General features: G+C 65.8%; 12 protein-coding genes and 1 pseudogene. 11 read left to right on the top strand and 2 right to left on the bottom strand.

Annotated elements, in window-relative coordinates:
* Entirely contained in the window at nt 1-2298 is a 2298-nt protein-coding gene (locus tag GUY30_RS09410) for a RelA/SpoT family protein (protein ID WP_167196642.1), read from the top strand.
* Here GUY30_RS09410 and GUY30_RS09405 read toward each other — a convergent pair.
* On the bottom strand, nt 2277-2831 hold the full coding sequence (locus GUY30_RS09405; protein WP_062242786.1) for a hypothetical protein: 555 nt from the start codon (nt 2829-2831) through the stop codon (nt 2277-2279). The genes GUY30_RS09410 and GUY30_RS09405 overlap by 22 nt on opposite strands.
* A gap of 103 nt (nt 2832-2934) precedes the next feature.
* Entirely contained in the window at nt 2935-4287 is a 1353-nt protein-coding gene (locus tag GUY30_RS09400) for a DUF349 domain-containing protein (RefSeq protein ID WP_167196639.1), read from the bottom strand.
* Nucleotides 4288-4406: 119 nt separating this feature from the next.
* On the opposite strand from GUY30_RS09400, the gene GUY30_RS09395 reads away from it, so the two are divergent.
* From GUY30_RS09395 to mltG, 10 genes and pseudogenes are all read left to right on the top strand, one after another.
* Nucleotides 4407-5051 (top strand): MBL fold metallo-hydrolase, encoded by a 645-nt coding sequence (locus GUY30_RS09395; RefSeq protein ID WP_167196635.1) that lies wholly within the window; start codon nt 4407-4409, stop codon nt 5049-5051.
* 108 nt (nt 5052-5159) lie between these two features.
* Nucleotides 5160-6494, top strand: coding sequence for a histidine--tRNA ligase (hisS, locus tag GUY30_RS09390; protein WP_167196632.1), 1335 nt, complete (start codon nt 5160-5162; stop codon nt 6492-6494).
* A gap of 58 nt (nt 6495-6552) precedes the next feature.
* Nucleotides 6553-8337: an aspartate--tRNA ligase gene (gene aspS, locus GUY30_RS09385; protein ID WP_167196629.1), complete on the top strand. Its 1785-nt coding sequence runs from the start codon at nt 6553-6555 to the stop codon at nt 8335-8337.
* Nucleotides 8337-9740: a replication-associated recombination protein A gene (locus tag GUY30_RS09380; protein ID WP_167196626.1), complete on the top strand. Its 1404-nt coding sequence runs from the start codon at nt 8337-8339 to the stop codon at nt 9738-9740. Before aspS ends, GUY30_RS09380 begins: the two co-directional genes overlap by 1 nt.
* Nucleotides 9741-9806: 66 nt before the next feature.
* Nucleotides 9807-10791, top strand: a pseudogene (locus tag GUY30_RS18045) (cation:proton antiporter domain-containing protein); the annotation flags it as partial.
* A gap of 48 nt (nt 10792-10839) precedes the next feature.
* A complete protein-coding gene (locus GUY30_RS18190) occupies nt 10840-11313 on the top strand; it encodes an NAD-binding protein (RefSeq protein WP_167196618.1) in 474 nt (157 codons plus the stop codon).
* Between the two features lie 358 nt (nt 11314-11671).
* Nucleotides 11672-12313, top strand: a complete 642-nt coding sequence (gene rpsD / locus GUY30_RS09365; RefSeq protein WP_407645272.1) for a 30S ribosomal protein S4 — start codon at nt 11672-11674, stop codon at nt 12311-12313.
* Between the two features lie 415 nt (nt 12314-12728).
* The gene (alaS, locus tag GUY30_RS09360; protein WP_167196615.1) at nt 12729-15383 is read left to right on the top strand and encodes an alanine--tRNA ligase; all 2655 of its coding nucleotides are present in this window, start codon (nt 12729-12731) and stop codon (nt 15381-15383) included.
* Complete coding sequence (gene ruvX / locus GUY30_RS09355) at nt 15380-15856, top strand: Holliday junction resolvase RuvX (protein WP_167196612.1); 477 nt, start codon at nt 15380-15382, stop codon at nt 15854-15856. Before alaS ends, ruvX begins: the two co-directional genes overlap by 4 nt.
* A complete protein-coding gene (mltG, locus tag GUY30_RS09350) occupies nt 15853-16989 on the top strand; it encodes an endolytic transglycosylase MltG (RefSeq protein WP_167196609.1) in 1137 nt (378 codons plus the stop codon). The genes ruvX and mltG overlap by 4 nt, the downstream gene beginning before the upstream one ends.
* Nucleotide 16990 lies beyond the last annotated feature (1 nt).

Raw genomic sequence — 16990 nt, 5'->3', positions numbered from 1 at the left:
GTGGCTTCGTCCGCTGAATCGCGCCGTCCGCGAGGCATCTCCCGCTTAGCCTGGTGGGCGGCCAGGGCGCAGAACAACCCTGGCTACCCGCGAGTGCTCGGCCCGATGATCCGGGCCCTGCAGTCGAACCATCCGAAGGCGGACATCGACCTCGTCGTCCGGGCCTACAAGGTCGCCGAGGAGGCCCACCGCGGGCAGACTCGCAAGTCCGGTGACGCCTATATCACCCACCCCATCGCGGTGGCGACGATCCTTGCGGAGATCGGCATGCTGCCGGTCACGCTCGCCGCCGCTCTGCTGCACGACACCGTCGAAGACACCTCGTACTCGCTCGACGAACTCACCGAGGAATTCGGATCTGAAGTCGCCGCGATGGTCGACGGGGTCACGAAGCTCGACAAGCTCACCTACGGGCAGGCCGCGCAGTCTGAGACCGTGCGCAAGATGATCGTGGCGATGGCCAAGGACATCCGCGTCCTCGTCATCAAGCTCGCCGACCGTCTCCACAACGCGCGCACCTGGCGATTCGTCCCGGCCTCGTCGAGTACGAAGAAGGCCCGCGAGACCCTCGACATCTTCGCCCCGCTGGCACACCGGCTGGGCATGAACACGATCAAGTGGGAACTCGAAGACCTGTCCTTCCAGGTCCTCCATCCCAAGGTCTATGACGAAGTCGTCCGGCTCGTCGCGGATCGGGCTCCCGAGCGAGAGAAGTATCTGGCCACGGTTTCCGAAGAGCTCCAGGGCGAACTCAAGGAATCCGGAATAGACGCCTCCATCACGGGGCGCCCCAAGCACTACTATTCGATCTATCAGAAGATGGTCGTGCGCGGACACGAGTTCGCCGACATCTACGATCTCGTCGGAGTTCGCGTCCTCGTCGAATCCGTACGCGAATGCTATGCCACCCTCGGCATCGTCCACGCCCGCTGGAACCCTGTTCCCGGACGGTTCAAGGACTATATCGCGATGCCGAAGTACAACATGTACCAGAGCCTGCACACCACGGTGATCGGGCCGGCCGGCAAGCCTGTCGAGATCCAGATCCGGACTCACGAGATGGATCGCCGTGCAGAATTCGGCGTCGCCGCTCACTGGAAGTACAAGGATCTCAACAAGTCGTCGAAGGCCGTGACCTCGAACACCGCGCGTTCGGTGAAGGTCTCCGACGCCGGTGAGGTCGACGACGCCGCCTGGCTGCGACAGCTGCTCGACTGGCAGCGAGAGGTCTCCGACCCCGACGAATTCCTCGACAGCCTCCGCTACGAGGTGAACTCGAAGGAAGTCTACGTCTTCACGCCCAAGGGCGAGGTGATGAGCCTGCCGTCGGGAGCCACCCCCATCGACTTCGCCTACGCAGTGCACACCGAGGTCGGGCACAAGACCATGGGCGCCCGCGTCAACGGTCGCCTGGTCGCGTTGGACACGGAGCTGAAGAACGGCGACTCCGTCGAGGTCTTCACCTCGAAGGACGAGAACGCCGGACCCAGCCGCGACTGGCTCGGCTTCGTCAAGAGCCCGCGTGCGCGCAGCAAGATCCGCCAGTGGTTCTCGAAGGAGCGCCGCGAAGAGGCGATCGAGAACGGCCGCGAACAGCTCGCCCGAGCAATGCGCCGCCACTCGATCTCCGCGGCCTCACTGATGAGCCAGGAGGCCCTCCAAGTCGTCGCCACGGAGATGCGGCTGCCCGATGTCAGCGCCCTCTACGCCGCGATCGGCAACGGCGTGTCCTCGGCCCAGCACGTCGTCGACCTGCTGGCCAAGGAAGTCGGGGAGGACGACGATTCGGTCGTGCTGCCGCCGGAGCCGCGCAACCGCACCGGCCAGTCCTCGGGACACCATTCCTCGTCCGAAGGCGTCATCGTCAAAGGCGTCGACGATGTGCTCGTCAAGCTCGCCCGCTGCTGCACGCCGGTGCCGGGCGACGAGATCCTCGGCTTCGTCACCCGCGGCTCAGGTGTCTCCGTGCATCGAGTCGACTGCCCGAACGTGACCTCCCTCAAACGAGAACCCGAACGCATGGTCGAGGTGTCCTGGGGCGAGAAGACGAGCGGCATCTACCTCGTCCAGATCCAGGTCGAGGCTCTCGACCGGGCCGGTCTGCTCTCCGACATCACGAAGGTGCTCACCGAGACCCATGTGAACATCCTGTCCGCGTCGGTCGGCACCTCGCGGGCTCGTGTGGCGCAATCGAAGTTCGTCTTCGAGATGAGCGACGCCAGCCATCTGGACACGGTGCTCTCCGCCGTGCGCAAGGTCGAAGGGGTCTTCGACGTCTACCGCATCTCCGGCGGCTGATCCTCCCTGTCCAACACCGCACGCATCTGTGCGACGAACGGCCGTCGGGCCACCTCGGTGAGGTAGTCCCGGAGGCGATGGCGCAGACCGGTGGGGATCTCCGCGATGATTCCCCGCAGCGCGCGCGGCGACTCTGCGTTCCGGAAACGGAAGTGCGGGAAGAGCAGATCGTAGAGCGTGCGCTCCTCCGTGGTGATGGGCAGCCCGTCGATGAGGCACCAATCGTCGTCGGCCAGAGTCGTCTCATGGACGTCGAAACCGTCATCGGCGATCCATCGTCGTCGGGGCAGAGTGATGAAGTTCAGCGGAGCCGGAGCCCGGCCGAGACCGCGATGCACCCACCAGGCGCTGTCGTGCGAGAGTGCGAGGCCGGGCGGGATGAGCGAATGCAGGGCGGCCATGCGCTCCGCAGGGGAGAGGATCGCGCCTTTGCGCACCCAGGTCGATTCGGTCAGTCGGATGAGCAGGCCGTCGAGGGTGAGCTCGGTGAGCTGCTCGTACCCGAAGTCCCGCAGGTGAAACAACGCCTCCATACTCGAACTATCGTCGGGTACGGAGGCGTTGACAAGACTCCGGTGAGCGCCTGTGGACAGGCGCTGACTCGAACGTCAGAAGCTGTGGATGAGGACCGCGGCCTCAGTCGAGCTCTGCGGCGGTCTGTGCGAGCTGATCCCTCCAGGCGCGGCGGGCGTCAAGAGCCTCCTGCGCCTCGGCGACGGCTTTCTCATCGCCGCCGGACTTCGCGGTCTCGAGCTTCTTCTCGAGTTCGACGATCGATTCGTCGAGCTGGCTGAGAGCACCCGAGGTGCGGGCCTTCGTCTCCGGGTTGCTGCGCTGCCACGCGGCTTCCTCGGCATCGGCAAGTGCACGTTCGACATCGCGCAGTCCGTTCTCCATCCGGGACACATCGGCGCGAGGGACCTTTCCGGCGTCCTCCCACACGTCCTGGATGGTGCGCAGCTCGCGCTTGGCTGCCACCGGATCCGTGATCGGCAGCAGCGCCTGAGCCTTCTTCAGCAGCTCCTCCTTGACGACGAGGTTGCCCTTGAACTCCTCGTCCAGGGCAGCGTTCTCCGCATCGCGGGCGGAGAAGAACACGTCCTGTGCGGCGCGGAAGCGCGCCCACAGCGCGTCATCGTCCTTGCGGGACGCACGCGGCGCGCGCTTCCACTGGCTCATCAGGTCCTTGTACTTCTGGGACACGGTGCGGAAATCGGTCGAGGCCGACAGCGACTCCGCCTCGGCGACGATCTTCTCCTTGATCCTCTTGCCCTCGGCATTGACCTTGTCGAGCTCGGCGAAGAACTCCTTGCGCTTGTGCTCGAAGGTGTTGCGAGCCTGCGAGAACCGGCCCCACAGCTCCTGATCGACGGCACGCGGCAGACGCGGACCGCTGCGCTGCATGTCCTTCCACTGGGCGAAGAGCTCACGCAGGCGGGCACCCGACTGCTTCCACTGGATCTTCGACGGATCCTGTTTGGCCAGGGTCTCGGCCTCGACGACGAGTGCCTCACGGTCCTCGGCGGCGGCTAGCTTCGCTGCTTGGGCGCGAGCGGCCTGGCGGGACTCCGTGGCCTCGGCATCGGAGATGAGGGTGTCGAGCGTGGCGCTCAGTCCTTTGAGATCACCGACGACATTGGCCTCCGGCAGTGTCTCCTGCAGCGACTTCGCCGCAGAGACGACCTCTCGACCGGGCGCACCGGCGGAGAGGCGATTGCGCAGCAGCACCGCGTTCTCGGCGAGTTCGACGTACTTCTTCGCGAAGTACTCGAGCGCTTCGTCGGGGGTGGCGTCCGGGTACTGACCGACGGCCCGCTCGCCGTCGGGAGTGGTGACGAACACATTGCCGTCCGCATCGGCACGACCATAAGTCACCGCGCGAGCCACCTCGGCGTCGTGGTCGATATGGCTGGCATTGACCACCTGTGCGGCCTGCGGACGCGGCAGCGACGACGGACGGGGGGTCGGCTTCGGTGTCGGGGTCGACATGGTTCTCACCTTGTTTCCATCGGTCGAACCGGCGGGTCATTCCACCCGCCGATCACTCGATTGTGGGATAGACGTTATCCCAGCATAACCATCGGCACGCGTGTAGATAGACTTTGCACATGGATGTGTTCTCGACCAACGCCGAATTCCTCGACGTCAACTGCTATGCCGTGCGTGCAGACGGACGCGATGACTGCATTCTCATCGACTCCGGATACGACTGTGCCCCCGGACTCGAGAAGCTGCTGGACGAGGAGGGACTCAAACCGCAGGCGATCTTCCTCACCCACGGTCATCCCGACCATATTCTGGGCCTTAACAATGTGCTCGCGCGCTGGAACCTGCCCGTCCACCTCGGCGCCGCGGACCGGTACCGTCTGGACTCCCCCGCGACGACGCTCAATCCGCAGTTCGCGGCGATGCTCGCCCCGCTCGTGCAGGACTGGAACGCGCCCGAAGCCGTCGACATCACCGACGGGCAGAGCTTCGAGATCGCCGGGCTGACCATCACCGCGGTCGCCGCTCCCGGCCATACCGAAGGGTCGTTGCTCCTGCGCGTCGTCGACGGCGCGGAAGAAGTCATCTTCACCGGCGACGTCGTCTTCGCCGGAGCCATCGGCCGCGTCGACCTGCCCGGGGGAGACCCGCAGGCGATGCAGGAGTCGCTGCGGACATTCGCCGCGCTCCCGGACGTGCCGATCTATCCTGGACACGGTCCGGCCTCCCGCGTGAGCACGGAACTCGCGACGAACCCGTTCTTCTGACGCCTCCGCGACTGCCCCCCCCCACTCGTTTCAGACATCACACGACACACACCACAAGACACAACGGTGCCGCACGGCATCGCAACAGCACCGAAAGCAAGGAGCACCATGGCGAAGTCAGCCCGTCTGTCCGGATTCCCGGAACGGCTTCCGGCCGAACGCGTGATCGAGAAGGCCATCATCGACACGCTGGAACACACCTTCGCCCTGCACGGGTTCTCCGCCCTCAACCACCGCGCCGTCGAACCGATCAGCCAGCTGGCCAAGGACGGAGAGATCGACAAGGAGATCTTCGCCGTCTCCCGCCTCCACTCGGAGGGCGCAGAACGCAACCCGCTCGGACTCCACTTCGACCTCACGGTGCCACTGGCCCGCTATATCGCCGACAACGCGAACGACCTGAGCTTCCCGTTCAAGGCCGCCCGCGTCCAGCCCGTCTGGCGCGGCGAACGCCCACAGGCGGGCCGCTACCGGGAGTTCATCCAGGCCGATATCGATGTCATCGCCGACGGCGAGCTGCCCGGACACTTCGAGGTCGAAATCCCCCTGGCAGTGGCCGATGCGTTCTCCCGGCTCGCCCCGCTCGGCGTGCCCGGAATCAGGATCGTCGTCAACGACCGCAGGCTGCTCGAAGGCTTCGCCCGCGGAATCGGACTGACGAACATCCAAGCCGTGCTCCGCTGCCTCGACAAGTACGACAAGATCGGTCCTGCCGAGGTCGGCAGACTGCTCGCCGCTGAAGCCGGCGCCGATGAGGAACAGCAGCGTCTGTGCCTCGAACTCGCCGCCATCGAATCCGACTCCCCGGACTTCGCCGATCAGGTGCGCGCCCTCGGCGTCGAGCACCCCCTGCTCGATGCGGGACTCGAATCGCTGACGACGCTCCTGACAGCCGCTGCCGAACGCGCTCCGGGAGTCGTCGTCGCCCAGCTCAAGATCGCCCGCGGCCTCGACTACTACACGGGAGCGGTCTACGAGACCCAGCTGATCGGCCACGAAGAGCTCGGCTCCGTGTCCTCCGGCGGTCGCTACGACTCGCTCGTCACGGTGGGCAAGAAGAACTATCCCGGGGTGGGCATGTCCATCGGCGTCTCCCGCCTCATGGCGTTCATCCTCGGCGAGGACTCGCAGATCCGCGCCACCCGCGGCACCCCCTCGGCCGTCGTCATCGCCGTCACCGAGGAGGCCCGACGGGCTGATGCCGACGTCGTGGCCGCGACGCTCCGGTCCAGGAACATTCCCTGCGAGGTGTCGCCGAACGCCGCGAAGTTCGGCAAGCAGATCCGCTATGCCGAGCGCCGCGACATTCCGTTCGTCTGGTTCACCGACGGTGAGTCCGGTCACGAGGTCAAGGACATCCGCTCGGGAGAGCAGACGACAGCGGATCCGGACACCTGGACTCCGGCAGACGAGGACCTCTGGCCCCGCGTGTACCGGAGCTGAGCGCAGGGCGACTATCATTGTTCACGCGCTAGACCACAACATCACAAAGGAGCCCTAGGTGCTGCGAAGCCACGAAGCCGGAAGCCTGCGAGCCGCGAACGCAGGAGAAACCGTCACCCTCACCGGGTGGGTCGATCGTCGTCGCGATCACGGAGGTGTCGCCTTCATCGATCTGCGTGACGCTTCGGGAATCGTGCAGGTCGTCGTCCGTGAGGACGATGCCCACCAGCTGCGCAACGAAACCGTCGTCAAGGCCACGGGCACCGTGTCGGTCCGCCCCGAGGGCAACACGAACCCGAACCTGCCCACCGGCGAGATCGAGGTCATCGACACCACCGTCGAGGTGCTCTCCGAAGCGGCGGCCCTGCCGTTCCAGGTCTCCGACCACGCCGAGGACTCCGGAGCCGTGGGCGAGGAGACCCGCCTGCGCTACCGGTACCTCGACCTGCGCCGTTCGGGCCCGGCCAAGACGATCCGCCTGCGCTCCGATGTCAACAAGGCCGCACGGTCCGTCCTCGACGCCCACAGTTTCGTCGAGGTCGAGACCCCGACCCTGACGAAGTCCACTCCGGAAGGTGCCCGTGACTTCCTCGTCCCGGCCCGCCTCAAGCCCGGTTCCTGGTACGCCCTGCCGCAGTCGCCGCAGCTGTTCAAGCAGCTGCTCCAAGTTGCCGGCATGGAACGCTACTACCAGATCGCGCGCTGCTACCGCGATGAGGACTTCCGCGCCGACCGCCAGCCCGAGTTCACCCAGCTCGACATCGAAGCTTCCTTCGTCGAGCAGGAGGACATCATCGCCCTGGCCGAAGAGATCCTCACCGCGCTGTGGAAGCTCATCGGATACGACATCACCACGCCGATCCCGCACATCACCTACCACGAGGCGATGGAGAAATACGGTTCGGACAAGCCGGACCTGCGCTTCGGACTCGAACTGCACAACCTCACCGAGTTCTTCCAGGACACCCCGTTCCGCGTCTTCCAGTCGCCCTATGTCGGCTCCGTCGTGTACCCCGGCGGCGGATCGCTGCCGCGCCGTCAGCTCGACGGCTGGCAGGACTGGGCCAAGCAGCGCGGCGCCAAGGGTCTGGCCTATGTGCTCATCGGCGAAGACGGAACCCTGTCCGGCCCCGTGGCCAAGAACATCTCCGATGAGGAGAAGGCAGGACTCGCCGAGGCGGCCGGTGCACAGCCCGGTGACGCGATCTTCTTCGCCGCCGGTGAGGCGAACTCCTCCCGCGCTCTCCTCGGCGCCGCCCGCAACGAGATCGCGGCCCGCACCGGCCTGATCAAGGACGGCGACTGGGCCTTCGTGTGGGTCGTCGACGCGCCCCTGTTCGAGTCGGCCGCCGAGGCTCAGGCAGCCGGAGACGTCGCCGTCGGCGGCGGACAGTGGACGGCCGTCCACCACGCCTTCACCGCACCGAAGCCCGAATTCCTCGACATCCTCGAAGAGGACCCGGGTGCCGCTCTGGCCTACGCCTACGACATCGTGTGCAACGGCAACGAGATCGGCGGAGGATCGATCCGCATCCACCGCAAGGATGTGCAGGAGCGCGTCTTCAAGATCATGGGCATCTCCGAAGAAGAAGCCGAGGAGAAGTTCGGCTTCCTCCTCGAAGCCTTCAAGTTCGGTGCACCCCCGCACGGCGGCATCGCCTTCGGCTGGGACCGCATCGTGTCCCTGCTGGCCGGGGTCGACTCGATCCGCGAGGTCATCGCCTTCCCGAAGTCCGGCGGCGGATTTGACCCGCTGACGCAGGCACCGGCCCCGATCACCGACGCCCAGCGCGCCGAGGCCGGAGTCGACTTCGAACCGGAAGACGACGACGCCGAGGCCTGATGAGCCAAGAACCCAATCTGTTCTCCGACGGCCCGGACCAGGAAACATCGGGTCCGGGCTTCGCCGGTTCCTCTGGGACCTCCTCGGGGCGTGCCCTGGACCCGCTTGCGGTGCGGATGCGTCCGCGGACTCTCGACGAGGTCGTCGGCCAGGAGCACCTGACCTTCCCCGGATCCCCGCTCAACCAGCTCGTCGAAGCCAGCGGGGGAGACCGGGCGGGAGCCTCCTCGGTGATCCTGTGGGGTCCGCCCGGAGTCGGGAAGACCACGCTGGCCCATGTCATCTCCCATGCCCCGGGCCGCACCTTCGTCGAACTCTCCGCCATCACCGCGGGCGTGAAGGACGTGCGCCAGGTGATCGAGAACGCCCGCCGCGAACGGGAGATGTACTCACGCACGACAGTCCTGTTCCTCGACGAGATCCACCGCTTCTCCAAGGCTCAGCAGGATGCCCTGCTGCCGGCCGTGGAGAATCGGCTCGTCGTGCTCGTGGCCGCAACCACGGAGAACCCGTCGTTCTCCGTCATCTCGCCTCTGCTGTCGCGGTCGCTCATGCTCACCCTGCGTCCTCTCGACGATGAGGCCGTGGGCAATCTGCTCGACCGCGCCGTCGAATCCGATCGCGGGCTGGCCGGACAGTTCACCCTCACCGAGGAGGCCCGGAACTTCATCGTCCGCATCGCCGGAGCCGACGCCCGCCGGTCGCTGACCGTCCTCGAAGCCGCCGCCGGAATCGCAGCCGCCCAAACGGAGGAGACCGGCGACGAGCCGATCTCGATCACCGAATCCGCCTGCGCCGAGGCGAGCAGCGAGACCGTTCTGCGCTATGACAAGAACGGCGACCAGCACTACGACGTCGTCTCCGCGTTCATCAAATCCATCCGCGGCTCCGATGTCGACGCGGCCCTGCACTATCTCGCACGGATGATCGTCGCAGGTGAGGACCCGCGCTTCATCGCTCGCCGAGTCGTCATCTCTGCCGCCGAGGACATCGGAATGGCCGATCCGCAGGCGCTGCCCATCGCGGTGGCCGCCTCGACCGCGGTTGCCAACATCGGCATGCCCGAAGGACGGATTCCCCTCGCCGAGGCGGTCACCTATTTGGCCCTGGCACCGAAATCGAACGCCAGCTACCGAGCCCTGGACGCCGCGATCGCCGATGTGAAGAACGGACTCGCCGGACAGGTGCCCATGCACCTGCGCGACGCTCACTACCCGGGGGCGAAGGAACTCGGCCACGGCGAGGGCTACAAATACTCGCATGACTATCCGCACGGGGTCGCCGACCAGGAATATCTGCCCGAGACCCTGCGCGGGAAGCGCTACTACACTCCGAGCACGAACGGGATGGAACGCAGTATGGCCGAACGACTCGAGAACCTCCGGCGGCTGCTGCGGCCCTGATCGCTTTGTAGTCATACGCGGTGACGCTCAGCGCCGTCGCGGACGGGGCCGATCGAGGAGGACGGCATGGCAGACATCGTCATCACCATCGCCGCCGCGCTGGCGCTCGGACTCATCGCCCATGAGCTGCGCATTCCGCCGCTCGTCGGCTTCCTCGCGGCCGGATTCCTCCTGCACCTCTTCGGCTTCACCGCTTTCGCAGGACTCCAGCAGGTCTCGGACATCGGGGTCGCCCTGCTTCTGTTCACCATCGGACTGAAATTCGATCTGCGCTCCCTGCTCCAGCCCGAAGCCCACGGCACTGCCGCGCCGCACATGATCACGGTGGTCCTCCTCGGTGCCGGGACGATCGGAGCTGCCGCCGCCATCGGCATAGTCACCGTCGACGGGGGAGTGGGCACCTTGGCCCTGCTGGGCCTCGCCTTGTCATTCTCCTCTACGGTGCTCGTGGTCAAGGTGCTCGAAGATCGTTCCGACGACGGGTCCTACTACGGTCAGATCGCCATCGCGATCCTCGTCCTCCAGGATCTCGCGGCGGTCGCCTTCATCACGATCGCAGGCGAAGAGTCCCCAAGCCCATGGGCCTTCGCCCTCGTCCTGCTCGTCCCCGCCGTCTGGGTGCTGCGACGGATCCTCGACCGGGCCGGACGCGGTGAGCTGCTCGTCCTCTTCGGCGTCGTCATGGCCTTGGGGCCGGGCTGCGTCGCCTTCGAATCCGTCGGCATCCACGGCGACCTCGGAGCCTTGGTGCTCGGCCTTCTCCACCCACCCGCGAGCCGTGGAGATGTCGAAGGCCCTGTTCAGCGTCAAGGAGCTCTTCCGCGTCGGGTTCTTCGTCGTCATCGGACTCCAAGCGGTCCCCACCTGGTCGGATCTGCTCATGGCTCTGCTGCTGTGCGTCGTCCTGCTGCCGTTCGACTTCGCGAGCTTCTACCTCATGGGGAGGCTCTTCGGTCTGCGCAACCGCACCAGCGTGCGCACCAGCCTGGCCCTGAGCAACTTCTCCGAATTCGCCCTCATCGTCGTCGCCGTCGGCGTCGACAACGGTCTCTTCGAAGACAACTGGCTGACCATCATCGCCCTCGCGGTGGCCCTGGGCATGATCGTCTCCTCGCTTGCCAATGCCTACAGTCTCCAGACCGTCGCAAAGCTCGATGCGGTCCTGCCGGACGAGAACGAGAGCCGTCTGCGGGCAAACGATAAGCCGCTGGACACCGGAGACGCGGAAGTCGTCGTCCTCGGAATGGGCCGGATCGGCCGCGGCGCCTACGAGCGCTTCGTCGAACGCGGCGACCGCAGCGTCATCGGCATCGACAACGACCACACTGTCGTCGAAGGCCTGCGCGGCGACGGCTTCAACTTGCTCGAAGGCGATGCCACCGACCACGAGTTCTGGCACCGCCTCGTCGTCGGCGGCAGCGCCCACACCGTGGTACTGCCATGGCCCTGCACGATTCGAACACCTTCGCACTCGAACAGCTGCGCATCGCCGGCTTCCCCGGAACCATCGCCGCCGTCGTCCAACGACCCGACCAGGCCGCGCACTTCGCCCGTGCCGGGGTCCACGCGGTGATCAACATCTACAGCGGTTCCGGAGCGGCCGTCGCCGATGCCGCCATCGACAGCCACGAAGACGACTGCCGGCAGTGACCGACGGAGAAGGCTGCCGGCAGTGACCGAAGTGAGCGCGGACCGCTCGATCGCCCGGGGCGCGCCGTCGGAATGAAGTCGGGAAGATCACAGCCGGGGAGGCGCCGCTCCGCTTTGCGGCGGTCGACATGGACCCGGTAAGATAGGCAGCTGTTGTGCCTGCACCCTAAAGGCGGTCGGTGCGAGCGGATCTCGACGCTCAATCCCTCTTTCCCATCCGGGGAAACAACAGTCGCGTTCGGGGCGAGAACCTGCGGGACCCTTCGTGACAGAACACATTGATGAAAGGTAATACAGTGCCAGCACCAGCACGTAATCGCCGCATGACGCGCCTCTCGCGCGCCCTCGGCATTGCTCTGACACCCAAGGCCGAGAAGTACTTCGAGCGTCGTCCGTACCCTCCAGGTGAGCACGGCCGCGCCCGTCGTCGCAACGACAGCGACTACTCGGTCCGCCTCAAGGAGAAGCAGCGTCTGCGCGCGCAGTACGGCATCCGTGAGGCCCAGATGCTCAAGACCTACAAGGAAGCCAACCGTCTGCCCGGTCTGACCGGTGAGACCATGGTCGAGCTCCTCGAATCGCGTCTCGATGCCCTCGTCCTGCGTTCGGGCTTCGCCCGCACCATGGCACAGGCCCGTCAGTTCGTCGTCCACCGTCACATCACGGTCGACGGACAGCGCGTGGACCGTCCCTCCTTCCGCGTGAAGGAAGGCCAGACCATCCAGGTGCACGAGCGTTCGGCTTCGATGGATCCGTTCCAGGTCGCCGCCGCCGGTGGTCACAAGGACGTCCTGCCCGCAACGCCGGGCTACCTCAACGTGAACCTCGAGGGCCTGCAGGCAACTCTCCTGCGCGCCCCGAAGCGCGAAGAGGTGCCGATCACCTGTGACGTTCAGCTCGTCGTCGAGTTCTACTCGCGCTGATCTGCTGAACACAGCGCATCGCGCCACCACGACTGCCCGGGGCCTCTTGGTTCCGGGCAGTCGTGCATTCAATTCGCGGGAGTCCGCTGAACCGCGCAGGTGGCAACTGGTTCGGCTGCGGCCCACTTTAAGGTGAGCAGCACTGTTTCAAACAGGGGCTAGTCACCCAAAAGTGGGCCGTTCGGTCGAAACTCGGTGGAGCGCGCGCCGCGCGGGAGGAAGCGGTCCGCCGAGTGGAGTGGGAGCTACGGACTCGGGGAGCGGTCGACTTCGACGGCCCCGGCACGCCGCGCCATCTCGCATATTGCGACTGAGCCATTAAACTGGTCCCTGGTAAGTGCGGGTACGCACGAGTAAGTGTCGCGTCGGGCTCATCAGCCGGGCGACGCACAGGCAATATCTGAAAGGCCTTGGATTGAAGACGGCAGAGATCAAACAGCGCTGGTTGGACTACTTCGAAGCGAACGGGCACACCGTGGTCCCCTCGGCGTCGGTGATCAGCTCCGATCCGTCCATCCTGTTCAACATCGCGGGAATGGTGCAGTTCATTCCGTACCTCACCGGACGCGAGCCTGCGCCGTTCAACCGTGCCACCAGCGTGCAGAAATGCGTGCGCACCGGAGACATCGAAGAGGTCGGCAAGACGACCCGCCACGGCACGTTCTTCCAGATGAACGGCAACTTCTCCTTCGGCGACTACTTCAAGCGCGACGCCATCAAGTTCGCCTGGGGACTGCTGACGAACCCCGTCGCCGAGGGTGGACTGGGCTTCGCTCCCGAACTGCTGTGGGCAACCGTGCATGAGGACGATGCCGAGACCATCGACATGTGGCTCGAAGAGACCTCCATTCCCCGTGAGCGCATCCAGCTGCGCGACAACGAAGACAACTTCTGGCACACCGGGCAGCCCGGCCCCGGCGGCTACTGCTCCGAGATCTACTTCGATCGCGGCCCCGCCTACGGCGTCGAGGGCGGACCCGTGGCGGACGAAGACCGCTACATCGAGATCTGGAACCTCGTGTTCATGGAGTTCGAACTCTCCGAGGTCCGCTCGAAGGTCGACTTCGACATCGCCGGCGACCTGCCCGCGAAGAACATCGACACCGGCATGGGTCTCGAACGCGTCGCCTTCCTGCTCCAGAGCGTGGAGAACATGTACGAGATCGACGAGGTCTTCCCCGTCATCGAAGCCGCCAGCCGCCTGGCCGGTCGGAAATACGGTGAGGACGAGCACGCCGATGTGCAGATGCGCGTCGTCGCCGACCACGTCCGTTCGGCGCTGATCATCATCGGCGACGGCGTCCGCCCCGGCAATGAAGGCCGCGGCTACATCCTCCGCCGTCTGCTCCGCCGCGCCGTGCGCGCCATGCGCCTGCTCGGCGTCAAGGAAGAGGTCCTGCCCGAGCTGCTGCCCGTGTCCATGCAGGCCATGAAGCTGTCCTACCCCGAACTCGAAACCGACTTCGACCGGATCTCCCGAGTCGCGTTCGCCGAGGAGAAGGCGTTCCTGCGCACCCTCGAATCCGGCACCCAGCTGTTCACCACTGCCGCGCAGTCGTTGAGCGGCGAGAACAAGACCATCAGCGGCGACATCGCCTTCGCCCTCCACGACACCCATGGGTTCCCCATCGACCTCACCCTCGAGATGGCCTCCGAAGCCGGACTGAACGTGGACGAATCCGGATTCCGCGCACTGATGAGTGAACAGCGCACCCGCGCCAAAGCCGATGCCAAGGCGAAGAAGGGCGGCGGCCACACCGACCTGTCGGCCTATTCGGCCCTGCTCGAGGAAGGCATCAGCGAATTCGTCGGCTATGACCGCCTCGAGGCCGATTCCCGGGTCCGCGGAATCGTTTCCGACGGTGTCGCCGCCGAGGTGCTCACCACCGGCCAGAGCGGTGATGTCGTCCTCGACCTGACTCCGTTCTATGCGGAGTCCGGCGGCCAGCGTGCCGATGTCGGCCTCATCTCCGGCCATGGCTTCACCGCCCGCGTCACCGACGTGCAGAACCCGGTCAAGGGCCTGCCCGCCCACCGGGTCGAGGTCATCGACGGAGAGCTGCGCGTCGGCGACGAAGTGCTCGCCGCCGTCGACCACGACCACCGGTTCCAAGGTGCACAGGCGCACACCGCCACCCACCTCGTCCACGCCGCGCTGCGCGAGATCCTCGGCAGCCACGCCGTGCAGGCCGGCTCGCTCAACCAGCCCGGATACATGCGCTTCGACTACTCGTTCCCCGAAGCCCCGAGCACCCAGATGCGGTCCGAGATCGAAGAGGTGGCGAACCTCGCGGTGCGCTCGAACTACGAAGTCGGCACCGAATACATGTCCTTCGACGACGCAAAGAAGTCCGGCGCCATGGCGCTCTTCGGCGAGAAGTACCCGAACGTCGTGCGCGTCGTCGACATCGGCGGGCCCTTCTCCCGCGAACTCTGCGGCGGCACCCACGTCGGAGCTTCCGCCGAGGTCGGTCCCATCTCCGTGCTCTCCGAAGCCTCCGTCGGCTCCGGAGTCCGACGCATCGAAGCCGCGGTCGGCATGGACGCGTTCCGGTCCCTGGCCGCAGAACGGGCCATCGTGTCTTCGCTCTCGGAGATGCTCAAAGTCCCCGGCACCGATGTCACATCGCGCGTGTCCGACCTGATGAGCCGTCTCAAGGACGCAGAGAAGGAGATCGCCCGCCTCAATGCTCAGCAGCTGCTGGCCTCTTCGGGCAAGTTCCTCGACGAGGCGCAGACCGTGGGCCAGACGCTGTTCGTGCAGGCCGAGCTCGGCGATATCGCCAATGCCGGAGACATCCGGACCCTGGTCACCGACCTGCGCAACCGCGTCGCCGACCGCCAGGCGGTGATCGTCGGCATCGGAGTGAGCAGCGGAAAGCCTGTCGTCGTCATCGCCACCACCGAGGCGGCGCGCACCGCCGGACTGCAGGCCGGCAAACTCGTATCGCTGGCCTGCGGTGAACTCGGCGGCGGAGGCGGCGGCAAGCCCGACCTCGCCCAGGGTGGGGGCAGCAACCCCGCGGCGATCCCGTCTGCCATTGCGGCGGTCAAGGCAGCCATCCAGTGAGTTTCCGCCGAGGTCGCCGGCTGGGTCTCGACATCGGTTCCGTGCGGATCGGTGTCGCCTCCAGCGATCCCGACGGGATTCTGGCCACCCCGCTCACCGTCGTCCGTCGCAGCGACGAACCGGCGGCACTGAAGCAGCTGCGGGAGATCGTCGACGAATACGAACCCATCGAACTCCTGGTGGGGGACCCGAAGTCCCTCGACGGAGCCGCCCGGGCCGCAGCCACCTCGGCGTTGGAATTCGCCCGCCGGATCGCCGCGGCGACCGGCACCTCGATTCGTCTCGTCGACGAACGCTTCACCACGGTCGAGGCCCACCATGCCCTCGCCGCGGCCGGGAAGTCATCGCGTCAGCGACGCGAGATCGTCGATGCCCAAGCCGCCGTGATCATCCTCCAGAACGCCCTCGAGTACGAACACAACACCGGTGTTCCCGCCGGTCGTGAGATGCCCGACGAGGAGAACGACGCATGAGCCCCATCACCGAAGAGTTCTCGTCCGACGAAGGACTCACCCGCGCAGAAGTCCGTGCGAAGAAGCGGCGCAGAATGATGCGCCGGCGACGGACGACGACGATCGTGATCATCTGCATCCTCGTCTTCGGCATCGGAGGATTCTTCGGCGTGCGCGCGGCCGGGGGAGTCTTCGACGACCTGTTCGGACCCAAAGGCGACTATGAGGGCCAGGGCACGAACGAGGTCTCGATCGAGATCGCTCCCGGCTCGTCGGCCCGCACCGTCGCCAACCAGCTCGTCGAATCCGGAGTGATCATGAACTCCGAACCCTTCCTCGATGAGATCGAACGCCGTGACGCGACCATCCAGGCAGGAACCTGGACGATGCGGGAGAAGATGAGCTCGAAGGCCGCGGTCGAAGCGCTCATCAACCCCATCGCCCCGCCGAAGATCACGGTTGCCGAAGGCAAGCAGGTCGAAGAGATCAAGTCGATCATGATCGAATCCGGGATGAACGCGGATGAGGTCGACAAGGCCATCGACGACAAGACCCCGAAGGACTACGGACTCGAGATCGACGCACCGAGCCTCGAAGGGTATCTGTACCCGGCGACCTACGACCTCAACAAGCAGAAGACCGCCGAGGACATCGTCCAGGAGATGGTCGACAAGACCGAGACCGAAATCGACGAACTGGGAATCGAGAGCAAGGACGCCAACCGCATCCTCACCTTGGCCAGCCTCGTGGAGAAGGAATCCCCGGGCGACCCCGAGGTGCGTTCGAAGGTGGCGAGGTCCTTCCTCAACCGCATCTCCGACGAATCGCAGACGGGAGGACTCCTCCAATCGGATGCGACCGTGGCTTATATCCACGGTGCCCGCTCCGACCTGACGACGACGAAGAAGGAACGCCAGTCCGACTCGCCGTACAACACGTACAAGAAGAAGGGGCTGCCTCCCGGACCCATCAACTCGCCGAGCCAGGGAGCCGTCGAGGCGGCGCTCGATCCCGCCGACGGCGATTGGCAGTTCTTCGTCGCAACGAACCCGGACACGGGCGAGACGAAGTTCGCCGACAACTACGAGGACCACAAGAAGAACGTCGAGATCTACCGCAAGTGGCTGCGGGAGCACAGCAAGGAGAACGGATAGC

It is taken from the genome of Brevibacterium pigmentatum (genome assembly GCF_011617465.1).
GTDB lineage: Bacteria > Actinomycetota > Actinomycetes > Actinomycetales > Brevibacteriaceae > Brevibacterium > Brevibacterium pigmentatum.
Note: the sequence above shows the minus strand (reverse complement) of the source record. Positions and strands in the feature narration are given on the sequence as shown.